The organism is Pantoea vagans (genome assembly GCF_001506165.1).
GTDB classification, from domain to species: Bacteria; Pseudomonadota; Gammaproteobacteria; order Enterobacterales; family Enterobacteriaceae; genus Pantoea; species Pantoea vagans_C.
This window is the reverse complement of sequence record NZ_CP011427.1, coordinates 4,215,828-4,239,120: the sequence shown is the minus strand read 5'-3', so window position 1 is coordinate 4,239,120 and position 23,293 is coordinate 4,215,828. Positions and strand designations below refer to the sequence as shown.

Sequence of the window (23,293 nt, the reverse complement as noted above, 5' to 3'; positions counted from 1 at the left end):
ACTTTCCCCTCCGTGCTACACTGCTTGCCTGTTTTTTATCAGGTGCAACCATGAAACGAGAACTCGCGATTGAATTTTCCCGTGTGACCGAAGCCGCTGCGTTAGCGGGCTATCACTGGTTAGGACGCGGCGATAAAAATGCGGCTGACGGCGCAGCCGTTCACGCCATGCGCATTATGCTCAATACCATCGATATCGACGGCCAGATTGTGATTGGCGAAGGCGAAATCGATGAAGCCCCGATGCTGTATATCGGAGAAAAAGTCGGTACCGGCCGTGGCGACGCGGTGGATATCGCCGTAGACCCGATTGAAGGCACACGCATGACGGCCATGGGCCAGGCCAACGCGCTGGCCGTGCTGGCGGTGGGCGATAAAGGCAGCTTCCTGCACGCACCTGATATGTACATGGAAAAGCTGATTGTCGGGCCGGGCGCACGTGGGACCATCGATCTCAATCTGCCGTTGGAAACCAACCTCAAAAACATCGCTATCGCACTCGATAAACCCCTCAGCCAACTGACCGTCTCGATTCTGGCCAAACCCCGCCACGATGCGGTGATTGCGCAGTTGCAGCAACTCGGCGTGCGCGTGTTTTCCTTCCCGGATGGTGATGTGGCCGCATCCATTCTCACCTGCATGCCAGACAGTGAAGTTGATGTTCTCTACGGTATCGGCGGCGCGCCAGAAGGCGTAGTGTCAGCGGCAGTGATCCGTGCGATGGATGGCGACATGCAAGCCCGCTTGCTGGCGCGTCACGACGTCAAAGGGGATAGCGAAGAGAATCGCCGTCTTGGCGAGCAAGAGCTGCAACGTTGCGCCGAGATGGGCATTAAAGCCGGAGAAGTGCTGAAGCTGGAGGAGATGGCGCGTAACGATAACGTGATTTTCGCTGCCACCGGCATCACCACCGGTGACCTGCTGAAAGGCATCACCCGCAACGGTAACATCGCCACCAGCGAAACCCTGTTGGTGCGCGGCAAATCACGCACCATTCGCCGCATCCAGTCGATCCATTATCTGGACCGCAAAGACGCGGCGCTGCATCAGTTTATCCTGTAATCGCCTGTTTGCCGCTCTCAGGATGACGTGAGAGCGGCCACCAGCACAGCAACATCACCAGTGACGTCACAAACATCAGCATGCCAAGGCTGGACTGATCGTGCTGAGGTAACAGCGCGGATAGCCAGGCAATCACGCCTGAACCCAAATTCTGCAAGCCACCAATCAGCGCACCCGCACTGCCCGCTAACCAGGCATAGGGTTCCATTGCGCCAGAGGTCGCCAGCGGGAACAGCATACCGGCACCAAAGAAGAACAACGCGGCTGGCACCAGCAGCGTCCAGATATTCATGATGCCGAACCAGGCTGGGACCCACATCAATAAACCAGCCAGCAAGCAACTGTTGACGCCATACCACATCAGCGTGTGCCAGGATTTCTGCTCACGCCCGGCAAACCATGCGCCAAAGAACGCCGCCGGAATGGGCAGAATAAACAGAATACTGACGGTCAACCCATCAAGACCCAGCACACCTCCGAGCAGCACGCCACAGCTGGCCTCAAACACCGCGATGCCTGCCAGTGCGCCAATCAGCAGTAGCAGAAAGCGCACAAAATTGCCGTCACTGAGCAACGTGGCATAACGACGCAGGAACGGCGTAGCAGGCGTTTCAACGGGACGCGTTTCCGGTAACCACCGCGCCATAGAGGCCGTTACGCCCACACACAGCAGCAGCAGGAAGGCGAAACAGGCGTGCCAGCCAAACAGATGCGTGAGCAATGCGCCTATCACCGGTGCCAGCAGTGGGCTGACCAGAATGCCCATATTCAGCAGACTGTTAGCCTGGCGCAGCGCAATACCCGAATAGAGATCGCGTGGCATGGTGCGCGCCATCACACCCGCCACGCCAGTCCCCAGCCCTTGCACCGCGCTGCCGAGGACTAAAATGTGTAGCGAGGGTGCGAACATGGCGATCAACGCGCCCACGGCAAAGATCGTCATGCCGATAAGGATCACCGGGCGACGACCAACATTGTCTGACAGTGGGCCGTAGATCAGCTGCGATCCGCCATAGGTCATCAAGTATGCGGCCATCACCTGCTGCATGGTGCCGCTGCGCACATTGAGCGCTTCCGCCATGTTGGCCATCGCCGGAACATAGATCGTTTGCGCCATCTGACCCACGGCCACTAAAACGATCAGCATGAATAACAGGAAGCGGTTTTGCGTTTTATTTTTCAACATGGAACAAAATGTCTGCCTGAGAAACAAAATTAAGACAGCATGAAAAAATGCCATCTGAAATGAATGGCGGCAAAAATATCAGGATTGAGTGACAAATCGAGAGGTGAGCGCAAAGTGGTTTACGCGCAGGCGGCAAGCTTATGTACCAGGCTTGTAAAGTGGTCGCTACAGTTGCTGATCTGTGCGCTCCATTTGTCGCTGAGAGCGCTTTGCCCGGCACAGGGCTGGAAATGAGCTGGCTGGCTGACGATGATAGTGACATGCCTGAATAATCAACAATAAGGAGCGATCATGGCAGAGTGGATCAATGCTGAAGTGAAAGAAGTGAAAAACTGGACCGACGCACTGTTCAGCCTGCGCGTTACCGCGCCCATTGATGCTTTCACCGCCGGGCAATTTGCCAAACTGGCGCTGGAGATTGACGGCGAACGCGTACAGCGCGCTTACTCTTATGTGAATGCCCCGCAGGATCCGCTGCTGGAGTTTTATCTGGTCACGGTACCGGAAGGTAAACTCAGCCCGCGTTTACAGGCATTACAGCCTGGCGATCAGGTGATGGTGACCAAAGAAGCCGCAGGATTTTTTGTGCTCGACGAAATTCCCGACTGCCGCACCCTGTGGATGTTGGCTACCGGCACCGCAATCGGTCCCTACTTGTCGATTCTGCAGCAAGGTGAAGGCCTGGAACGTTTTGACAATATTGTGCTGGTTCATGCCGCGCGCTATGCCGATGACCTGAGCTTTTTACCGCTGATGCAGCAGTTGCAACAGCGCTATCAGGGCAAACTGCATATCCAAACAATGGTGAGCCGCGAAGAGATAGCCGGTTCACTGCACGGCCGTGTGCCACAATTGATAGAAAGCGGAGCATTAGAACGTGCCGTTGGCTTGCCGATGACAGCTGACACCAGCCACGTGATGCTGTGTGGCAATCCACAAATGGTGCGTGATACCCAGCAGTTGTTGAAAGAGTCGCGTGATATGCGCAAACATTTCAAACGCAAACCCGGTCATATGACCAGCGAACATTACTGGTGATAAGTGCGGTGTGATTAATGTCAGATTTTTCTCAGTGCGAGTTTTGACTTTGGTCGGTAAAAACCGTTCTAATCATGGGCTAAGTGAATGATTTAGGGCCGAAGCAATGAAGAACCTGCCAGTCGCGCTGCTTGTTAGCCTCGCACTGACATTTCCCGCCTGGGCGGAGGATGCACCTGCGCAGGATCGTAGCGATCATCTGCCCGCTGCGCCCTATTTGCTGGCGGGCGCGCCCACCTTTGATATGACCATCGCGCAGTTCCGCGAAAAATATAATGCGGCGAATCCAGAACAGCCGCTGCTGGAATATCGCGCTATCGATAATCGCGACGACAAGAGCAACCTGACGCGCGCTGCCAGCAAAATCAGCGAAACGCTGTACGCTTCCACCGCATTGGAGCAAGGCACCGGAAAAATCAAAACGCTACAAATCACCTGGCTACCGGTTCCAGGCCCTGACATGAAAGCCGCGCAGGCCCGCGCCATGGATTACATGACCGCCCTGCTGCGCTTTTTCATGCCGGGATTGTCACTTGAAGACGGACGCAAAAAACTCGATTCCCTCCTCAGTGCCGGTAAAGGCGTGCGCTATTTTGCTCGCAACGAAGGTGCACTGCGTTTTGTGGTGGCAGACAACGGCGACAAGGGTTTGACCTTCGCGGTTGAGCCAATAAAACTCTCGCTTGCGACCCCCTGATCACTCCGGCAAAAATGACGAAAAGCAAAGCCAGCGGCACATTTGATCTCTATACTGTCTGGCAGACATCGCTGCCCGATGGCAGCGCTATTTCATGAATCGCGTTATGCGGAGGAAAGAATGCGACATCCACTGGTTATGGGTAACTGGAAACTGAACGGCAGTAAGCACATGGCGGGCGAGCTGATCGAAGGTCTGCGCAAAGAGCTGTCAGGTGTGGAAGGTTGTGGTGTAGCGATTGCCCCACCGGCTATCTATCTTGACCTGGCAAAACACGCCATTTCCGGTAGCCACATTGCACTGGGTGCTCAGAACGTCGACGTTAACCTGTCAGGCGCATTCACCGGTGAAACCTCCGCAGACATGCTGAAAGACGTCGGCGCGAAATACATTATTATCGGCCACTCTGAGCGCCGTACTTACCACAAAGAAAGTGACGAGTTCATCGCGAAGAAATTTGCGGTGCTGAAAGCGGCTGGTCTGATTCCCGTCCTGTGCATCGGTGAAACCGAAGCAGAAAACGAAGCGGGCAAAACCGAAGAAGTGTGCGCACGTCAGATCGACGCGGTACTGGAAACTCAGGGTGCTGCTGCCTTTGAAGGCGTGGTTATCGCTTACGAGCCAGTCTGGGCGATCGGTACCGGTAAATCAGCCACCCCTGCACAGGCTCAGGCCGTGCACAAATTCATCCGTGACCACATCGCGAAGAAAGATGCGGCGATTGCTCAGCAGGTGATCATTCAGTACGGCGGTTCTGTTAACGATAAAAATGCGGCAGAACTGTTCACCCAGCCAGACATTGATGGCGCGCTGGTTGGCGGTGCATCACTGAAAGCGGACGCTTTCGCAGTTATCGTGAAAGCCGCTGCGGCAGCGAAAAACGCTTAAGCTGTAGACTGCGGTTTAAAGGGCGGCCCAAGGGCCGCCTTTTTCATCATTACACGTAGCGGCGCAATTTATTGCGCGATAAATCGCGCCGCTACGGTTGGGTAGTGAGGGCGCGCATTGGCGGTCGTGGGTTTTATTAATGCAAAATCTGGCATTGATGGTCCTGCAACTCTTCCGCCGAACCGCTATTCAACTTCAGCCAGTTCCGCTCCAACGCCAGTAACGCCAGGCGACCATCCGGTAACGCGACCAATGCCAGCCCATATTTCCCCATCTCACTGCGTGCATTTGGCACTTCTTCTGCCAGACGGATAAATGCGCTTTGTTGCGCCAGTTCAGCGGTCGAAAGCGTACGAATCAGATAATGATGTTTGCGCAGCGTAGCGGATTGCCACTGCTCGTTAAGTCGTGCCGTCATGCTATCCAACTGCTGGCGAATATCTGGACGTAAGCAGGAAATGTGGATGTGCAGCTGATTCTGCGAGCGACCATATTGCGCATTTATCGCCAGCGACAGTGCGCTATCATCAATCGGCGCACCGCGTTTTTTCGCCAGTAAACTGCGCTGCTGCCAGGCGGCAGCAAACAGATTTGGCGTAGTGGGTTCGAGAATGATGGGGCTTTCCATGCCGGTGATTTTCTCAATCGGCATCAGTAAAAACTGTAATGGCCCGTTGAGGTCTTTTAACGTGACATAACCCTGAGCAGTGTTAACCTGCTGGCAAGGGGCAGGATTGCCGCTCTTAGCCATATTGGGTACGCACTTCTCACTGATGATCTGCCATAACGCATTAGAATTTTTCTGGAAGTGAAAGGCACTGACGATCAGCCCCACTATCAATAGCAGCAACAACACGGTCAATAACTTCAGGGTACGACGACTTCCCTGCATGGCCTGGCCCTCTGTTCATCACCTGCCTGCATCCTCGCCTGCCGAATGGGTAAAGTCACGGACTTTTGCTGCCACGCAAAGCAAAACGGCCAGCGCAAGGCTGACCGTTTCAATTTAAAGATGATGCGATTACGGTTTCATCACCTGATCATAGCTGCCACCATCGGCGAAGTGGGTTTTCTGGGCCTGTGTCCAGCCACCAAACTTACTGTCGATTGTGAAGAGTTTGACCGGGGCAAAAGTACTGGCAAACTTCTTGGCCACTTCAGGATCGCGTGGACGATAGAAGTTTTCCGCCGCGATGGTCTGGCCTTCCGGTGAGTAAAGGTACTTCAGATACTCTTCGGCGACTTTGCGCGTGCCCTGCTCATCCACCACTTTGTCTACCACGGAAACCGTTGGCTCCGCCAGAATCGACTCGCTCGGGGTGACGATTTCAAATTTGTCTTTACCCAGCTTATTCACCGCCAGATAGGCTTCGTTTTCCCAGGCAATCAGCACATCGCCAATACCACGTTCAACAAAGGTATTGGTCGCGCCGCGCGCGCCGGAATCCTGCACTTCCACATTCTTGAACAGCGCTTTCACATAAGCCAGCGCTTTGGCCTGATCGCCATGGTTTTGGTCCAGTGCCCAGCCCCATGCGGCCAGATAGTTCCAACGTGCGCCGCCAGAGGTTTTCGGGTTCGGGGTGATGACCGAGACACCAGGCTTAATCAAATCGTTCCAGTCATGGATGCCCTTCGGGTTGCCTTTGCGTACCAGGAACACGATGGTTGAGGTGTAAGGTGCGGAGTTATCAGGCAGGCGTTTGATCCAGTTCTTATCGATACGACCACGGTCAGCAATGGCATCCACGTCAGACTGCAGCGCCAGCGTCACCACATCGGCACGAATGCCGTTGATGACTGAGGTTGCCTGCTTACCTGAACCGCCGTGCGACTGGCGAATCACCACGTTGTCGCCGGTCTCTTGTTTGTAGTGAGCGCTAAACGCTTTGTTGTACTGCTCGTACAACTCACGCGTTGGATCGTAAGAAACGTTTAACAGCTGGATATCCTTTGCCAAAACACTGGTTGAAGCCAGTAACAGGGTGACACCAATACTCCACTTGTTCATTGCTTGCTCTCCCGAGGTCGTTATAGAACAAGACTGACACAAACCAATCCATAGATTAAAGAATTAAAAAAGAGTGTTTATAACTTTGGGGAATATAAGGTTGCACAAAAAAGGGCGCGATTAAGGTCGCGCCCTGATGCAGTTTGATTAGTAGAGTTTTTTCGCAGTGTCGAGCCAATCGCGTTTGAACGGACGCTTCATGTTCTCAATCGCATCGATGATGTCGTGGTGCACCATCTTCTCGTTTTGGATACCGACGCAACGGCCGCCGTAACCCTGCAACAGCAGCTCAATAGAGTAAGCACCCATGCGTGAAGCCAGAATACGGTCATAGGCACATGGCGCACCGCCACGCTGAATGTGACCAAGTACGGTGGCACGGGTTTCACGTTTGGTTTCCGCTTCAATGTAATGTGCCAGGTCGTCGATATCACAGATGTGCTCAGTGATCGCCACAATGGCGTGCTTTTTACCTTTAGCGATACCGGCTTTGATCTCTTCCACCAGCTCTTCGCGGGTGTAAGGGATTTCCGGCAGCACGATAAATTCGCAACCGCCAGCAATCGCAGCAGCCAGGGTAAGATCACCGCAGTAACGACCCATCACTTCAACGATAGAGATACGCTGGTGTGAAGATGAGGTGTCGCGCAGACGGTCAATCGCTTCCACCACGGTCTCCAGTGCGGTGAAGTAACCAATGGTGTAGTCGGTTCCTGCTACGTCGTTATCAATGGTGCCAGGCAGACCAATACACGGGAAGCCCATTTCGGTCAGACGCTTGGCACCCATGTAGGAGCCGTCACCGCCAATCACCACCAGCGCATCAATGCCGCGCTTTTTCATGTTCTCAATCGCGACCTGGCGAACTTCCTCATTACGGAAATCCGGGAAGCGCGCAGAGCCAAGGAAAGTGCCGCCACGGTTGATCATGTCTGACACGCTGTAACGGTCGAGGTTGATCATGCGATCTTCATACAATCCCAGATAGCCGTCGTAGATACCAAAAACTTCAAGGCCTTCACTCAGCGCGGAACGGACAACTCCGCGAATGGCTGCGTTCATGCCTGGGGCGTCACCGCCGCTGGTCAGTACTCCGATTTTTTTGATCATGACAACCTCTGGATTGTTCAAAACTAAGGATTATTCCTGCCTGCCGACCGGTGTAAACCCATTCACGATCGTGCGGCTTAATAGTTGCAGATAGTATATCAAAGGCTTGATGCTGAATTGATTCAGGTCAGACAAGTTTTCGCTAATTTTTTACAGAGTTGTTAGCGTTACGTCATTTTTATCACGCAACGCCATGATATTTAACCGCTAAAACTGAAAAAAACCTTGCTGATTTTCAGGCACCACCGAACAGGGATCCTGATGAATGATTACGTCAGAACCGGGAAATTTTTGCCGCAATGCTTGCTCAATCTGATCGGCCACCTGATGCGCCTGCAGCAACGGCAAGTGATCATCCATTTCCAGGTGCAGCTGTATAAAACGCGTCGGCCCAGACTGACGCGTACGTAACGCATGCGCACCACGTACGCCTGGCCAGTCACTGACGACATCAATAATTGCCTGTTTTTCTTCTTCCGGCAACGCGCGATCCAATAGCGATTGCACCGCTTCATAGCCCATACGCAATGCGTTATAGAGAATGTAGACGCCGATCCCCAAGGCGAATAACGCATCTGCCCTGACAAAACCATAGCTGCTTAACACCAGGGCAACCAGAATTGCGCCGTTCATCACCACATCGGATTGATAGTGCAGCATATCCGCTCGAATGGCCTGGCTACGTGTGCGCCTGACAACCCAGCGCTGGAACGTCACCAGCAACAACGTTGAGAACAGAGCAACCACCGTCACCACAATGCCTACCAGCGGCGAATGCAGCGTATTGGGTGACGCCAGGTGCTGAATACCGGTGAGGAAGAGAAACAGGGCAGAACCAGAGATGAACATGCTCTGAGCCAGCGCTGCCAGTGACTCCGCTTTACCGTGACCAAAGGTATGATCATCATCGGCTGGCTGTAATGAATAGCGCACCACTAAGAGGTTAGTGAGTGATGCCGCAATATCGACCAGTGAATCGACCAGTGCGGCCAGCATGCTGACTGAACCGGTTAGCCACCAGGCAAAAACTTTGACGATTAACAGCAGTGTCGCCAATGTCGTTGCTGCCAGCGCCGCCCGATTGACGAGTTTTGCATAGGAGGGATCCATGCCTTGCCTCATTAAAGCGCACGCAAAAGCGCCACGCCGTTGTTAAATCATGGCTAAAGTTTATCATCGGCCAGCTTAAGGTGCGTGAATTGAATATTAAGTTAATGATGCGTCAGCGCAATGACAGGCAAAAAAAACCCCGCCATCATGGCGGGGAAGACAGGGATGGTGTCTATGGCAAGGAAAACAGGGATACTATGTTACTGGTTACTGCTGGTACTACTCACTGCATGCAGCGGTGGTGATGGCTGCAATCCGGAGAGCTGACGCATATTGTTGAGACGCCGCTCATAATTCTGCTGCAATAACGCTTGCTGTGCAGGCGTAAGCAGGTGATACATCTGGTTACGAACCCGAGCCATCTCAACTTGCAGTTCAACCTGCGCGCGGGCTTGTTTTTCTGCCTGCTGGCGGATAGCCGATTCGTTAAATTTGTCTGCAATGACAAGGTCATGCATAGTTTCAATGTCCTGAACGCTCAATACGGGGCGTTCGTGTCGCGCTTGCTGCATCAGGTCTCGCATCTGTTGCCGCTGTTGTTCAGTCAGCTCAATGCCATCGAACATGTGGCTTTGCGGATTTTGCGTCATACTGCCTGTCGTCAATCCGCTGTTCTGATGCATCTCGTCAATCGTCGTCGTGTCTGCTGCTTCTGCGCTGGCGTGACTGAGAACCATCGCTGAGGCAATGACGACGGCGGTTAAGTAGCGCATCGTTTACTCCCAGTTCGTTCCGTTTTGCGATTCAACGAGAGCTAGTGTACGGCGATGGCTGCAAACATCCGTCAGGGGGTGTAAAACTACGTAAAGCGTTGGATTGCAGGTCATGGAACACGGTATTTTGCCTGCGGAGGGCAATAAAAAATGAATAAAATCCTGTTGGTTGATGACGACCGCGAATTAACTTCGCTGCTTAAAGAACTGCTTGAAATGGAAGGTTTTGAGGTGATTGTCGCCGGTGATGGCGAGCAGGCGCTCAACCTACTGGACAACACCGTTGACTTGTTATTGCTCGACGTCATGATGCCGAAAAAGAACGGTATCGATACGTTGAAAGAATTACGCCAGCAACATCAGACCCCGGTCATTATGCTGACCGCGCGTGGCAGTGAGTTAGATCGCGTTCTAGGCCTTGAGCTGGGCGCGGACGACTATCTGCCAAAACCGTTTAACGACCGCGAACTGGTAGCGCGTATCCGCGCTATTTTGCGCCGTTCAAACTGGAGCGAACAGCAACAGCAGCATGACAACAGCTCGCCAACGCTGGAAGTGGATTGTTTACGCCTGAATCCCGGTCGCCAGGAAGCCAGTTTCGATACTGAAACACTGGATCTTACGGGTACCGAATTCACCCTGCTTTATTTGCTGGCACAGCATTTGGGTCAGGTGGTTTCGCGCGAACATCTAAGCCAGGAAGTACTGGGCAAACGCCTGACGCCGTTTGACCGTGCCATTGACATGCATATCTCTAACCTGCGTCGTAAATTGCCGGAACGTCGTGATGGTCATCCGTGGTTTAAAACTCTGCGCGGACGCGGCTATCTGATGGTTTCGGCATCATGATTGGAAGTTTGACCACCCGCATCTTCGCCATCTTCTGGCTCACGCTGGCGTTGGTGTTGATGCTGGTTTTGATGGTGCCCAAACTCGACTCGCGCCAGATGACATCGCTGCTGGAAAGTGAGCAACGACAGGGCACCATGATTGAACAGCACGTTGAAGCTGAGCTGTCACAAGACCCGCCTAACGATTTGATGTGGTGGCGTAGGCTATTTCGCGCCATCGATAAATGGGCGCCGCCGGGGCAACGCTTATTGCTGGTGACCAGTGAAGGCCGCGTCATCGGCGCTCAACACAATGAAATGCAGGTGATCCGTAACTTTATTGGCCAGGCAGATAACGCCGATCATCCGCAGAAGAAGAAGTATGGTCGAGTGGAAATGGTCGGCCCCTTCGCCGTGCGCGATGGCGAAGACAATTACCAACTTTACCTGATTCGACCTGCCACCAGTTCGCAGCTGGATTTTGTTAACCTGTTATTTGATCGACCTTTACTGCTGCTGATTGTCACGATGCTGATCAGCTCGCCACTGCTGTTATGGCTGGCGTGGAGCCTGGCTCGCCCGGCACGCAAACTGAAGTATGCGGCCGATGAAGTAGCAAGCGGTAACTTACGCCAGCATCCTGAACTGGAATCCGGCCCACAGGAGTTTCTCGCCGCAGGATCGAGCTTCAACCAAATGGTGAGTGCGCTAGAACGTATGATGACTGCTCAACAGCGCCTGCTGTCTGACATCAGCCATGAACTGCGCACGCCGCTTACGCGCCTTCAGTTGGCCACAGCGCTGCTGCGTCGTCGTAACGGTGAAGGTAAAGAGCTACAACGTATCGAAACGGAAGCACAGCGCCTGGATGGCATGATTAACGATCTGCTGGTGCTGTCGCGCACGCAACACAAAAATGCGCTGGTGAGTGAAGCGATGAAGGCAAACCAGCTTTGGAATGGCGTGCTGGAAGACGCCAAATTCGAAGCAGAGCAGATGGGTAAAACCATGGATGTGCCTTACCCGCCTGGCCCATGGCCGCTCTATGGCAACCCGCATGCGCTGGAGAGTGCGTTGGAAAATATCGTGCGTAATGCGTTGCGCTATTCCCACAACCACATCAGTGTCAGCTTCTCAGTAGATATTCAGGGTATCACTGTCCACGTCGATGATGATGGCCCAGGCGTCAGTGCCGAGGATCGCGAACAGATTTTCCGTCCGTTTTATCGCACAGATGAAGCGCGCGATCGTGAATCCGGTGGCACCGGTTTAGGTCTGGCGATTGTTGAAACGGCCGTCCAGCAACACCGAGGTTGGGTGAAAGCGGATGACAGTCCACTGGGGGGCCTGCGTCTTACGCTGTGGTTACCGCTGTACTCCGCTCGCCAATAATTTGCTATGCTTCGGCCCTCGTTTCCGGGGGCCTTATGCTGAACATCGTTTTATTTGAACCTGAAATCCCGCCAAATACCGGCAATATCATCCGCCTCTGTGCGAACACCGGCTTTCAGTTGCATCTGATTGAGCCGCTGGGCTTTGCCTGGGATGATAAACGCCTGCGCCGTGCCGGGCTGGACTATCACGAATACACCTCGCTGAAGAAACACGCCAATTATGCGGCGTTTCTCGCGTCAGAAGCCCCACAGCGCCTCTTTGCCTTAACCACCAAAGGGACACCGGCACATAGCGCGGTAAGCTATCAGAAAGGGGATTATTTGCTGTTTGGTCCAGAAAGCCGTGGATTACCGGCAGAGATTCTTAATGCGCTGCCTGCAGAGCAGAAGATCCGCATTCCGATGATGGCGGAAAGTCGCAGTATGAACCTGTCAAATGCGGTATCGGTGGTGGTGTATGAAGCGTGGCGCCAGCTTGATTACAGTGGCGCACTGATCAAAAGCTAGATGCCGTCGCCGTATTCAAAACCGGCGCCATTGAAGAGTTGATCCATATCCATTGATGGCTTATCACTGGTGGGTTTGCCGACGATGCGCGCCGGTACGCCTGCCGCTGTGGTATGCGGGGGGACGGGTTGCAAGACGACCGACCCGGCGCCAATTTTCGCTCCGCGTCCCACTTCAATATTGCCCAGAATCTTGGCGCCCGCCCCAATCATCACGCCTTCACGGATCTTCGGATGGCGATCGCCGCTGGTTTTACCGGTACCGCCTAACGTCACCGACTGCAAAATCGACACGTCGTTTTCCACCACCGCCGTTTCACCAATGACGATGCCCGTTGCATGGTCGAGCATGATGCCGCGACCAATACGTGCAGCCGGGTGAATATCCACGGCGAAGGAGACTGAGATTTCATTCTGCAGGTAAACAGCCAGAGCGCGACGCCCCTCTTTCCACAGCCAGTGGCCAATGCGATAGGCTTGCAACGCATGGAAGCCTTTCAGATAGAGCAGAGGTGTGGAATATTTATCGACGGCCGGGTCACGCATACGCACTGCCTGGATATCATAAGCCGCTGAGACAATCATCTCTGGGTCTTCACGATAGGCTTCTTCAACGATCTCGCGCACGGCGATGGCAGGCATAATGGGGTTCGCCAGTTTGTTCGCCAGCATGTAGCTCAGCGCACTGCCGAGGTTCTCATGCTTGAGCAATGTCGCGTGATAAAAACTGGCCAGCATGGGTTCACAATCAGCCAGCGCTCTGGCTTCAGCTTTGATGTTGTTCCAGACCAGTTCTAACTCTTCTGACGACATTGCTCTGTGCTCCCGATAAAAAAAGCGCCTGAGAGGCGCTGCAGGTGGTTTAGCTGGGCATCCGGCTTCAGCTTTGGCTGTTTTCGTCCTTCCTTGCACGGCCAAGTAAACTCAATGCTGCCTCTCGCGCCGATTTTTCGCAATACAAGACCTGATAAATCTGCTCAGTTATCGGCATCTCGACACCCATTCGTGCCGCCAATGCTTTGACTTCTTTAGTGTTTCGATAACCTTCTACAACTTGTCCGATAATGCGTTGTGCCTCATCAACGCTCTCACCCTGCCCCAGCATCATGCCAAAACGACGGTTGCGTGATTGATTATCGGTACAGGTCAGCACTAAATCGCCTAGTCCCGCCATCCCCATAAAAGTGGTGGGATCAGCACCTAACGCAGCTCCCAGGCGGCTCATTTCTGTCAGGCCACGCGTGATGAGCGCGGTTCGGGCGTTAGCGCCAAAACCGATACCATCAGAAATGCCAGCGCCAATGGCGATCACGTTTTTCACGGCACCGCCAAGTTGCACACCGATGAAGTCCGGATTGTTATAAACGCGGAAGCTTTTACCGCAGTGCAGTTTTTGCTGCAGATCGTCAGCGAATTGCGCATCCGTAGCTGCCAGCGCAATGGCGGTTGGCAATCCTGCCGCAAGTTCTTTCGCAAAGGTTGGTCCGGAAATCACCGCCAGCGGAATGCTATCGCCCAGAATTTCACGTGCGACATCCTGCAATAAACGCCCGGTTTCTTTCTCCAGGCCCTTAGTTGCCCAGACAATGCGAGAATCCGCGCGCAGATGTGGCTTAAGCTGAGTCAGCACGTCGCCAAAAACATGGCTGGGCACGACCACAAGCAGATCGCGGCTGGCATTAACGACTGTCGCCAGATCGGCCTCAGGGGCAAGATTATCGGGGAAAGGAACATCGGGCAGGAAAGCGGTATTGCATCGGTCAGCTTTGAGCTGCGCCACGCTTTGTGGGTTGTGGCCCCAAAGTAATACCGGATGGCCGTTGCGGGCCAGAGTGATGGCCAATGCGGTGCCGTACGAGCCGGCACCGATGACGCTAATAGAAGCGTTAAGTGTAGTCATCAGGCATCCTGACGTGGCGCTTCGCCTTCACCTTGCTGCTGCAGATAGTTCATGAACAGGGCATCAAAGTTAACTGGCGCCAGATTGAGCTGCGGGAAAGTACCACGCGATACGAGGCTGGTGATGCACTCACGCGCATAAGGGAACAGAATGTTCGGGCAGTAAGCACCCAAGCAATGCGCCATCTGCGTACCTTCAATACCGCCGATAGTGAAGATACCTGCCTGCTGTACTTCACACAGGAACGCGGTGTCTTCACCCACAGTTGCGGTCACAGTCACACGCAGAACGACTTCGTACACTTCATCAGCCAGCTGAGACGAAGCTGTGTCCAGATCCAGCTTCACTTCAGGTTCCCACTCTTTCTGGAAAACCTGAGGGGCATTTGGCGCTTCGTAAGAAACGTCTTTGGTATAGACACGTTGAATCTGGAACTGCATTTCGTTAGTAGAATGTTCTGACATGTGACTAAATCCTGTGAGTTAAATTGTCTTATCGAGAAATTATGCCTGGAGTAAGGGATCCAATCCCTGACGCCCATCCAGCGCGTAAAGATCGTCACAGCCACCAATGTGCTGTGCATCAATAAAAATTTGTGGAACCGTTGTACGCCCGCTGCGTTGGATCATTTCTTCACGTTTCGTCGCGTTCCCATCAATAGGAATCTCCTTGAACGACACGCCTTTTTGATCCAGCAACGCCTTTGCTCTGTGGCAATACGGGCAGGTCACTTTGGTATAAATCTCTACATTAGCCATGCGGATACCTCAGGGAATTATTTACCACGTACCAGCGGCAGGTTCTCACCACTCCAGCCGCTCACGCCATCTTTCAGCACAGAAACGTTCTCAAAACCTGCGGCACTCAATTTCGCTGCCGATTCACCCGCGCTTTGGCCGGTGGCACATACCACAATTATGGGCTGTGACTTGTGCTTTTCCAGGTCGGCAAAGCTGCCTTTTTTAATATCAGCGGCGGCAACGTTAATCGCCCCTGAAATGTGTCCTTTGCGATAGTCATCGCGCGAGCGCACGTCTACAACCACCGCGTCCTCTTTGTTAATCAGGTGGGTTGCTTCGCCACGGCTGATGGTTTTTATCTTAGAGAACATTCCTTTAACGGTGGTCACAATCACCAGAACGAGTAAAACAACCCATGCCAGACTAAGGATGGTGTGATTGCTTGCAAACTGCATAATATCTTGCATGAGGGGTAACGACTCCAGACCGGGCTAATTAAGCTAAAACAAGGGTTCTGAGTATACCTGCGCCACTTCTCATGTACAGTCGTGAAGCGGGCAGAGTTACGATTTGTGCGTCATTTTCCAAAAAAAGTGTTCTAATCGCAAAATTAAGACAAAGTTAATGCCAGTAAGCTCGGCACGGACATCTTTCGTTAAGCAAAACCCGCCCGGGATAACTGGTAAGCGGCTGTTCATCGTGGAATAATTATCGACTATGAAGGGAAAAGCGACCGTTACACACACAAGGACTCGCCACAACGGCCCAGCGCATCCGTTGTTATTTTTCTGGTCCGAAATCTCCCGAAGCCTGCTCTGTGCGGGCGCGCTGTTGTTGCCAATTGCCGCTCACAGCGCCGATGACAGCAAAACACAGCTGAAATCCATTCAGCAAGATATCGCCGAGAAAGAAAAGAGCGTCAAAGCGCAGAAACTGCAGCGCAGCAAGCTCCTTGACCAACTGCAAAGCCAGGAAAAAGTGATTGCTCAAGCCAGCCGTCAATTGCGCGAAACACGTAATAGCCTGACCGCGCTGAACGGCGAAATCGCACAGATCACCACCTCTATCTCTCACCTGGAAAAACAGCAGGCCCAGCAGGAAAAATTGCTGGCGCAACAACTGGATGCGGCGTTCCGCCAGGGGCAGCACAATGGTTTGCAATTGCTGTTAGGTGGTGAAGAAGCGCAGCGCAGTGAGCGTATTCTGGCTTATTTCGGCTATCTCAATGCCGCACGTCAGAAAAACATCGACGATCTCAAACAAACCCAGCAGCAGCTCGCGGAACAGCGCCAGGCATTACAAGGCAAACAGGAACAGCAGAAATCGCTGTTGTCACAGCAGCAAACACAGCAAACCAAGCTGGAAACCGCCAGTGCAGCACGCAAGAAAACGCTGACGGTGCTGGAAAGCTCGCTGGAAAAAGATCAAGCCGATCTGGTCGAAATGCGGGAAAACGAAAGCCGCCTGCAAGATAAAATTGCCAAAGCGGAACGTGAAGCACGTGAACGTGCGGAACGCGAAGCACGCGAGGCAGAGAAAGTTCGCCAACGCCAGGCGCAGGCAAAAGCCAAAGGTTCCAACTATCAGCCCACGCAGAGCGAGCGTGAACTGATGGCACGAACCGGCGGACTTGGCAGGCCTGGAGGTCAAGCTCTGTGGCCGGTCAACGGACGCATAGAACATCGCTTCGGCGAATCCATGCAGGGCGAACTGCGCTGGAAAGGTCTGGTGATTGATGCACCAGAAGGTACAGAAGTGAAAGCCATCGCCGATGGACGCGTACTGATGGCCGACTGGCTGCAAGGCTACGGTCTGGTTGTGGTGCTGGAACATGGTAAAGGCGACATGAGTCTTTATGGCTACAACCAAAGTGCGCTGGTGAGCGTCGGTACTCAGGTGAAGGCAGGACAGCCTATCGCTTTAGTGGGTACCAGTGGCGGCCGCGGCACGCCTTCGCTCTACTTTGAAATCCGACGCCAGGGAAAGGCCGTCAATCCACTACCGTGGTTAGGAAGATAAGTGTTGTTTCAGCCCCAAAAGCTTTCAATCGCGCTCTGTGCGCTGTTTTTGTCACTTTCTGCTCAGGCCGGCAAACTTTCGATAGTCATCGACGACTTCGGTTACCGGCCTGTAGAAGAGAACAAAGTGTTGCAAATGCCAGCGGCGATTTCCGTCGCTGTACTTCCCAATGCACCACACGCGCGTGAAATGGCGACCAAAGCCCATCAGGGCGGCCATGAAGTGTTGATCCATCTGCCCATGGCACCGCTTAGTAAGCAGCCACTGGAGAAAGATACCCTCACTCCGGAAATGAGCAGCGAAGAGATCGCACGCATCATTCGCGATGCAACGGGTAAAGTCCCGTTCGCCGTGGGCCTGAACAACCATATGGGCAGCAAAATGACCTCAAGCCTGCCCGGCATGCAGAAAGTGATGCAGGTACTCAACCAGTACAACTACTACTTTCTCGATAGCATGACGATTGGCAACAGCCAGTCCATTCCAGCCTCGCAAGGCACGCATGTAAAAGTACTCAAACGCCGCGTATTCCTCGATGACAGCCAGAATGAAGCTTCGATTCGCGAGCAATTCACCCGCGCAGTTAAACTGGCACAGCGTGATGGCTATGCCATTGCGATTGGTCATCCGCATCCGACCACGGTTCGCGTGTTGCAACAAATGCTGCCATCGCTGCCTGGCGATATCACCTTGGTACGCCCAAGCCAGCTACTGAATGAACCGTTGCATCAGGGATCCGGCCCATCCTCTCAGCCAGCAAAACCGCTGCCCACCAAGTTCCATGCGCCGGGCGTGTGTAAGGTGAGTAAACCGCTACCGCCAGTACCACAAAGCCGTGCGGTGGATCTGATCATCGAGCATGTTTCAGAAAGCAAACTAATCAAACAGTTAGGTTCGCTTTTCTAAGCTAATCGTCAACAACATGAAAAATTAACGTCAGTGCCATTCGGGACTGGCGTTTTTTTCGTTATGATAACGAAATTATTTCCCAGCATTGATGTCAAATTTGCCAGGTTCTTAGGGTTAATCGGATTAATGAAAAAGATTTGGAAAATAAATTTAATCAATAACGTACTGAGTTTGCATGCCAGACTGAGTCAGATTGATAAAAATAAGCAGCCGTTAAGTTCAAATCATGAATTTGAACGCATTGTTATTTTCTCAACGACTGCATTAGGGGATTTACTCTTCAACACCCCAGCCATTAAAGCCATAAAACGCCGTTACCCTGCTGCCAAACTTATGCTGGTATCCAGTGATAAAAACCGCGATCTGGTCGAAAAAAGTGAATGGTTTGATCAAGTCGCCATCTGGGATAATAAAATTGTTCGTGCACCGAACTTGATTAGAAAAATACGTCAATTCCAACCAGACTTAACATTACTTTTACATTCAAGCCTGGGTTACGATATTTTATGCTCCCGCCTTGGTGGTTCAAAGTATATCATTCGAGATAACTTTCGCCATGACAAACCGGTATTTAACCATTGGCTGGATAAATACTCGACCAGCGTAGATGGCCATATCATTCAACGCAAAATGGATTTAATTAGCGTTTTAGGCTGTGATCCGGCCGATATTAAAATGCAGTTTCCGATTGCGGTTAATAAAACGCCGCGCAGCGCTCTGAGTCCAACCATTGGTTTTCAGATGGGGGCATCAGGTAAAAATCGCTGCTGGCCTGTTGAGCATTTTGCTCAATTAGCAGAACGTATTTTCACTGACATTGCTGACTCGAAGGTGATATTGACAGGTGCAGGACAAGACCAGCCAATTGAAAAAGAGTTCTTCAAAATGTTGCCTGAAAAATATCACTCCCGAGTGACGTCTTACATTGGAAAAACCCGTCTTCCAGCGTTGATTGAACTCATCAATTCGATCGATGCATTAGTCACCGGAGACACCGGTCCGCTGCATATTGCCATTACAGCCCAAACGCCAACGGTGAGCCTGTACGTCAGCGCTAACCCACGGCATACAGGCCCGTATCAGGATTTATCGATTCATAAAACGATTCGCATAGAACCGGAAGCAGGCGACGACGCGATCTACCCATTGCGGAAAATCAGCGTCGATACCGTTTTGCAGGAATTGAAGATGGTGATTAAAAAATAATTTCACTGCCAGGTTAGGTTAATAACCTGGCGGATTATTTCTGAGGAAAAAGCACATCCGGCGTGGTTTTTTCAAAAATATCATCGCCTAATCCACTATTTAAACACAAATTATAGGTTTTGATATTTGCGCGGCCCAACTCTCTACTTGCATGCAGAAAAGCAGGTCTGATGATGCTTTCAAAATTAGAAGAGAGAAAACTGGGTAATTTATCTCCCTCACTTTCATAAAACCTTGGCGCGTCAAAGTTATTCATATCGACACCGGCCAATAAGATACGATGAGCACCTAACCACGCGGCAATTTGCAGAGCCCAATAGGCAACGGTACCTGCATCGAAAATCCCCTGACGGATATCCCATGAAAACCCTGCACGGGGTTCAGTGGGGAATATTTTAATGCCGTTTTTTTCTCGGTAATACCGTTCGTAGTCATAGGGCATAACCTTTTCACGGAACACCTTGAAGCTGAGATCTTCGATAATTGCCAATCGACACTGGATGTCGTTTAACAACACGCTCTTAAGCATGTCGTTCAAACAGTGCACAGTGGTGAAAAGCACTAAATTTTTGTCCGCCAGCACGTCCTTAACCAGATTTGCACGTTGCTTAACAAACCCACGATCCACAATGACATAATAAGAAAACTTAACATTATTACGTAAATGATAGGCCCCATTAACACCAATAAAAGTGGTATCGGACAGCTTTTGCAAATCCAGTGAATTGATAGACGGCCCTGTGGCGAGAATGGTCACATCGCCAGACACCTTCGCATGAAGATCACTCAGATTTTCCAGGGGAACATTTTTTCTGCAGTACGATAATTTCTGAATATGATCTTCATCTGCACGTTGAATCGCAATATACGGCCAAAAGTTTTCGTTGTGCCGCATAACCCTGGCATGGGTATAACGATACAATTGCTTGAAGATCGAGTCCATTCAGAGTAATTCCCGCAATTTATCCATGACCCTGTTGGCAGAAATTGCCTGCATGGTGCCATCTTCACCGCGTAGTTCATGCTGATTTTGACCATATCCCCCAATCAAGCCTGGATCGGTTGGCCCAAAGAGCGTGATGTTGGGCCGGTCCAGCGCGGCTGTCAGATGACTCAAGCCGGTATCCACAGAGACCACCGCACGCGCGCCAGCTAACTGCTGCGCAACCTGTTCCAGCGTAAGCTTTGGCAGCACCTCAACATGTGTAAACCCCTCAGCCATTCTTAATGCACGCTGATGCTCATGCTCTGCCCCCCAAGGAAGCTTTATTTTCAGGCCCGTTGGCTGTACCAGCTCTATCAGTTCACGCCAGTGCGATTCCGGCCAGTGTTTATTGTCACGCGTGGTCGCGTGCAGGAACACCAGGTACTGATGTGCATCCTGAGGCAGCATGGAGAGGAAATGTCGGGCAATTGCATAGTCGCCTTGCGTAGCCGGTTTTTCATATCCAAGGCTTTTGGCAAACAGTTCCCGCGTTCGCTCAACGGCATGCTGTTGCTTATTGATTTCATGACGTTTGTCATACCACCAGCTGGCAAAAGGCTCACGGGCACTCCGGCTGTCTTGCCCGTGTTTGATCCCCTTAGCCAAGCGCGTGACCAGCGCAGCACTTTTAATCAGGCCTTGCGCATCAATGATCACGTCATACTCACGCGATTGCAGGTCACGCTTGAAAAGCACACGCTCTTCACGCTGCTGGCTGCCAAACCAGTGTTTACGCCAGCGGCGAATGGCAACCGGCAGGACTTTATCCACTGCTGGGTGCCAGCCTGGGATTTGAGCGAAGTTCTCTTCCACTGCCCAATCAAAACGGATGCCCGGCATGGCCTGCATCGCATCGGTGAGTGCAGGTAAGGTATGCAGCACGTCTCCCATTGAGGAGGTTTTAACAATCAAAACGTGCATGGCTACTCCCGCACCGGCTGCAGCAGCGCACTCAGTTCCTGATGAACGCGAGCAGGCTGAATATCAATTAAACTCTGGTGATAGCCTTCTTCGGCATCACCCTTACGCACTTTGTGATAGCCCGTGATCAGACGAATAACGCGAGCCTGATGCGACAATGGCGGCGTGAAATCCGGGCTGCTTGGGCCATACAACGCCACAAGTGGGCGATTCAGCGCGGCAGCAATATGCATTAAGCCAGAGTCATTACTGACAACGGCAGCACAGTGAGCAATCAAGATAACGGCCTGCTCCAACTGCGTGTCACCGGCCAGATTTTTGCAGTGTGCACGCGCGTCGTCTGATAGCGTTTGCACAATAGTGTCACCGGTTTCACGATCCTTAGCCGAGCCGAACAGCACAACCTGATAGCCTTCACCAATCAGTTGTTCCGCTAAGGCAGCATAGTGGTAATGCGGCCAGCGCTTAGCCGGGCCAAATTCAGCCCCTGGGCAAAACCCAATAACCGGACGATCGGCGGAAAGTGAAAATTGCGCGGCCGTCATGCGCTTTTCTTCATCATCTACGCGCAGTTGCGGCCAGAGCAAGGGCTGCGGTAACTGCTGGGCAGAAGATACTGGCTGATCATAACCCAGCGCCACATAACGCTCGACCATCAGCGGAAATGCCGGTTTATCCAATACGCGCACATCATTTAGCAAGCCATAACGCATCTCACCACGCCAACCGACACGGCGTTTAATTCCGGCAAAAAACGGCACCAGCGCCGATTTAAACGAGTTAGGCAGCACGTAAGCGCGATCATAGCCACTGGCGCTGAGAGATTTCCCCAAACGACGCCGCTCACCCAGCGCTAAAGCACCATGGCCAAGCGGCATCGCCAGCGCCTGATTGACCTCTGGCATGCGTGACAGTAAAGGCCGACACCAGGCCGGCGCCATCACATCAATCACCGCATCTGGATGCTCAGCCTTGAGCGTGCGATAGAGACTTTGCGACATCATCATATCGCCGACCCAGGATGGGCCAATAACCAGAATTTTCATCGCTGGTGCCGGATTCCTTATGCGTTACGGTTCAGCCAGGCCATGTATTCACCCACACCCTGCGCGACAGTTTTGAACGCCTTGTCGTAACCCGCTGCACGCAGGTTGGTGAGATCGGCCTGGGTGAAGGCCTGATAGCGACCCTTCAGCTTGTCTGGGAACGGAATGTACTCAATCTGGCCTTTCTGGTGGAAATTCAGTACCGCATCCGCCACTTCCTGGAAGGATTCCGCGCGACCCGTGCCGCAGTTATAGATACCCGAAATGCCGTTCTCCCAGCACCACAGGTTAACCGCAACCACATCATCAACGTGGATGAAGTCACGGCGGAAATCGTCGCTGCCTTCAAACAGTTTCGGATTTTCACCGCCGCCGATCTGGGTGTTGAGGTGGAAAGCCACGCTGGCCATGCTGCCTTTATGCCCTTCGCGTGGGCCGTATACGTTGAAGTAACGGAAACCACACACCGGCGAATTCGCCTCTGGCAAAATCTGACGCACATAGTGGTCAAACAGCATTTTTGAGTAGCCATAGACGTTGAGAGGCTGCTCGTACTGGCGTTCTTCGATGAAGTTCTCATTACGGCCGCCGTAGGTGGCGGCTGAAGAGGCATACAGGAACGGAATTTCACGTTCCAGACAGAAATGCAGCAGGTCTTTTGAGTACTGATAGTTGTTATCCATCATGTACTTGCCGTCCCACTCGGTGGTCGCTGAGCAAGCACCTTCATGGAACACCGCTTCAATGGGACCCAGATCTTCGCCGGACATGATGTAAGAGAGGAATTCCTCTTTATCCATGTAATCCGCGATATCGAGGTCCGCGAGGTTCACGAATTTGGTGCCGTCTTTCAGATTATCCACCACCAGAATATCGGTAAGACCGCGATCGTTCAGCGCTTTAACAATGTTGCTGCCAATCATGCCAGCGCCACCGGTTACGATAATCATATGCTTTGCCTTTAAACAGTTTGGGGTGAAACAGGAGGTTTCACGCACTAATGCCTAACATCATAACATTTCA

25 protein-coding genes are annotated in these 23,293 nt (G+C 52.5%); 10 read left to right on the top strand and 15 right to left on the bottom strand.

The features are described 5' to 3' along the window. The first annotated feature begins 50 nt into the window (after positions 1 to 50). Positions 51 to 1,061, top strand: coding sequence for a class II fructose-bisphosphatase (gene glpX, locus LK04_RS19575; RefSeq protein ID WP_039328271.1), 1,011 nt, complete (start codon positions 51 to 53; stop codon positions 1,059 to 1,061). Here glpX and emrD read toward each other — a convergent pair. Then, positions 1,051 to 2,247 (bottom strand): multidrug efflux MFS transporter EmrD, encoded by a 1,197-nt coding sequence (gene emrD / locus LK04_RS19570; protein ID WP_039328269.1) that lies wholly within the window; start codon positions 2,245 to 2,247, stop codon positions 1,051 to 1,053. The two genes, glpX and emrD, sit on opposite strands and share 11 nt — an antisense overlap. 291 nt (positions 2,248 to 2,538) lie before the next feature. Between emrD and fpr the strand changes: the two genes are divergently transcribed. From fpr to tpiA, 3 genes are all read left to right on the top strand, one after another. Further along, complete coding sequence (gene fpr / locus LK04_RS19565) at positions 2,539 to 3,285, top strand: ferredoxin--NADP(+) reductase (RefSeq protein ID WP_039328266.1); 747 nt, start codon at positions 2,539 to 2,541, stop codon at positions 3,283 to 3,285. Between the two features lie 106 nt (positions 3,286 to 3,391). Continuing rightward, positions 3,392 to 3,982 carry a YiiQ family protein gene (locus LK04_RS19560; protein WP_039328263.1) on the top strand — a complete coding sequence of 197 codons (591 nt, stop codon included), beginning with the start codon at positions 3,392 to 3,394 and terminating at the stop codon, positions 3,980 to 3,982. 120 nt (positions 3,983 to 4,102) lie between these two features. Next, a complete protein-coding gene (gene tpiA, locus LK04_RS19555) occupies positions 4,103 to 4,870 on the top strand; it encodes a triose-phosphate isomerase (RefSeq protein ID WP_039328259.1) in 768 nt (255 codons plus the stop codon). Between the two features lie 136 nt (positions 4,871 to 5,006). Here the strand turns inward: tpiA and LK04_RS19550 are convergent, their stop codons facing one another. From LK04_RS19550 to cpxP, 5 genes are all read right to left on the bottom strand, one after another. Further along, complete coding sequence (locus LK04_RS19550) at positions 5,007 to 5,762, bottom strand: CDP-diacylglycerol diphosphatase (protein ID WP_039328256.1); 756 nt, start codon at positions 5,760 to 5,762, stop codon at positions 5,007 to 5,009. 129 nt (positions 5,763 to 5,891) lie between these two features. Then, positions 5,892 to 6,881, bottom strand: coding sequence for a sulfate ABC transporter substrate-binding protein (locus tag LK04_RS19545; protein WP_039328254.1), 990 nt, complete (start codon positions 6,879 to 6,881; stop codon positions 5,892 to 5,894). A 147-nt stretch (positions 6,882 to 7,028) separates the two neighbouring features. Then, positions 7,029 to 7,991: a 6-phosphofructokinase gene (pfkA, locus tag LK04_RS19540; protein WP_039328251.1), complete on the bottom strand. Its 963-nt coding sequence runs from the start codon at positions 7,989 to 7,991 to the stop codon at positions 7,029 to 7,031. A gap of 207 nt (positions 7,992 to 8,198) precedes the next feature. Further along, positions 8,199 to 9,101, bottom strand: coding sequence for a CDF family cation-efflux transporter FieF (gene fieF / locus LK04_RS19535; protein WP_039328246.1), 903 nt, complete (start codon positions 9,099 to 9,101; stop codon positions 8,199 to 8,201). 200 nt (positions 9,102 to 9,301) lie between these two features. Beyond that, on the bottom strand, positions 9,302 to 9,814 hold the full coding sequence (gene cpxP / locus LK04_RS19530; protein ID WP_039328243.1) for a cell-envelope stress modulator CpxP: 513 nt from the start codon (positions 9,812 to 9,814) through the stop codon (positions 9,302 to 9,304). 150 nt (positions 9,815 to 9,964) lie between these two features. Between cpxP and cpxR the strand changes: the two genes are divergently transcribed. Genes cpxR through trmL form a run of 3 tightly spaced genes read left to right on the top strand, consistent with a single transcriptional unit; the run spans position 9,965 to position 12,545 of the window. After that, positions 9,965 to 10,663, top strand: coding sequence for an envelope stress response regulator transcription factor CpxR (gene cpxR, locus LK04_RS19525; protein WP_039328240.1), 699 nt, complete (start codon positions 9,965 to 9,967; stop codon positions 10,661 to 10,663). Beyond that, on the top strand, positions 10,660 to 12,036 hold the full coding sequence (gene cpxA / locus LK04_RS19520; RefSeq protein WP_039328236.1) for an envelope stress sensor histidine kinase CpxA: 1,377 nt from the start codon (positions 10,660 to 10,662) through the stop codon (positions 12,034 to 12,036). The genes cpxR and cpxA overlap by 4 nt, the downstream gene beginning before the upstream one ends. 35 nt (positions 12,037 to 12,071) lie before the next feature. After that, on the top strand, positions 12,072 to 12,545 hold the full coding sequence (trmL, locus tag LK04_RS19515) for a tRNA (uridine(34)/cytosine(34)/5-carboxymethylaminomethyluridine(34)-2'-O)-methyltransferase TrmL (RefSeq protein ID WP_039328230.1): 474 nt from the start codon (positions 12,072 to 12,074) through the stop codon (positions 12,543 to 12,545). On the opposite strand, the gene cysE is transcribed toward trmL, so the two are convergent. The 5 genes from cysE to LK04_RS19490 form a co-directional block, all read right to left on the bottom strand. Then, positions 12,542 to 13,357: a serine O-acetyltransferase gene (gene cysE, locus LK04_RS19510; protein ID WP_039328225.1), complete on the bottom strand. Its 816-nt coding sequence runs from the start codon at positions 13,355 to 13,357 to the stop codon at positions 12,542 to 12,544. The two genes, trmL and cysE, sit on opposite strands and share 4 nt — an antisense overlap. A gap of 67 nt (positions 13,358 to 13,424) precedes the next feature. After that, complete coding sequence (gene gpsA / locus LK04_RS19505) at positions 13,425 to 14,444, bottom strand: NAD(P)H-dependent glycerol-3-phosphate dehydrogenase (RefSeq protein ID WP_039328222.1); 1,020 nt, start codon at positions 14,442 to 14,444, stop codon at positions 13,425 to 13,427. Beyond that, complete coding sequence (gene secB, locus LK04_RS19500; RefSeq protein WP_034823785.1) at positions 14,444 to 14,908, bottom strand: protein-export chaperone SecB; 465 nt, start codon at positions 14,906 to 14,908, stop codon at positions 14,444 to 14,446. Before secB ends, gpsA begins: the two co-directional genes overlap by 1 nt. A 39-nt stretch (positions 14,909 to 14,947) precedes the next feature. Further along, the gene (grxC, locus tag LK04_RS19495) at positions 14,948 to 15,202 is read right to left on the bottom strand and encodes a glutaredoxin 3 (RefSeq protein ID WP_039328217.1); all 255 of its coding nucleotides are present in this window, start codon (positions 15,200 to 15,202) and stop codon (positions 14,948 to 14,950) included. Between the two features lie 17 nt (positions 15,203 to 15,219). After that, positions 15,220 to 15,651: a rhodanese-like domain-containing protein gene (locus tag LK04_RS19490; RefSeq protein ID WP_039328214.1), complete on the bottom strand. Its 432-nt coding sequence runs from the start codon at positions 15,649 to 15,651 to the stop codon at positions 15,220 to 15,222. Between the two features lie 250 nt (positions 15,652 to 15,901). Between LK04_RS19490 and envC the strand changes: the two genes are divergently transcribed. From envC to LK04_RS19475, 3 genes are all read left to right on the top strand, one after another. Further along, positions 15,902 to 17,203, top strand: a complete 1,302-nt coding sequence (gene envC / locus LK04_RS19485) for a murein hydrolase activator EnvC (RefSeq protein ID WP_039328211.1) — start codon at positions 15,902 to 15,904, stop codon at positions 17,201 to 17,203. A 3-nt stretch (positions 17,204 to 17,206) separates the two neighbouring features. Further along, positions 17,207 to 18,109, top strand: a complete 903-nt coding sequence (locus tag LK04_RS19480; protein WP_039328317.1) for a divergent polysaccharide deacetylase family protein — start codon at positions 17,207 to 17,209, stop codon at positions 18,107 to 18,109. A gap of 129 nt (positions 18,110 to 18,238) precedes the next feature. Further along, positions 18,239 to 19,318: a glycosyltransferase family 9 protein gene (locus LK04_RS19475; RefSeq protein ID WP_039328315.1), complete on the top strand. Its 1,080-nt coding sequence runs from the start codon at positions 18,239 to 18,241 to the stop codon at positions 19,316 to 19,318. Positions 19,319 to 19,352: 34 nt separating this feature from the next. On the opposite strand, the gene LK04_RS19470 is transcribed toward LK04_RS19475, so the two are convergent. The 4 genes from LK04_RS19470 to rfaD are packed head-to-tail and all read right to left on the bottom strand — an operon-like array spanning position 19,353 to position 23,220. After that, complete coding sequence (locus LK04_RS19470; protein ID WP_039328207.1) at positions 19,353 to 20,261, bottom strand: hypothetical protein; 909 nt, start codon at positions 20,259 to 20,261, stop codon at positions 19,353 to 19,355. Then, positions 20,262 to 21,224, bottom strand: coding sequence for a lipopolysaccharide heptosyltransferase RfaC (rfaC, locus tag LK04_RS19465; protein ID WP_039328204.1), 963 nt, complete (start codon positions 21,222 to 21,224; stop codon positions 20,262 to 20,264). A 2-nt stretch (positions 21,225 to 21,226) separates the two neighbouring features. Beyond that, positions 21,227 to 22,270 carry an ADP-heptose--LPS heptosyltransferase RfaF gene (rfaF, locus tag LK04_RS19460; RefSeq protein ID WP_039328200.1) on the bottom strand — a complete coding sequence of 348 codons (1,044 nt, stop codon included), beginning with the start codon at positions 22,268 to 22,270 and terminating at the stop codon, positions 21,227 to 21,229. 17 nt (positions 22,271 to 22,287) lie between these two features. Next, positions 22,288 to 23,220, bottom strand: a complete 933-nt coding sequence (gene rfaD, locus LK04_RS19455; RefSeq protein ID WP_039328197.1) for an ADP-glyceromanno-heptose 6-epimerase — start codon at positions 23,218 to 23,220, stop codon at positions 22,288 to 22,290. Positions 23,221 to 23,293 lie beyond the last annotated feature (73 nt).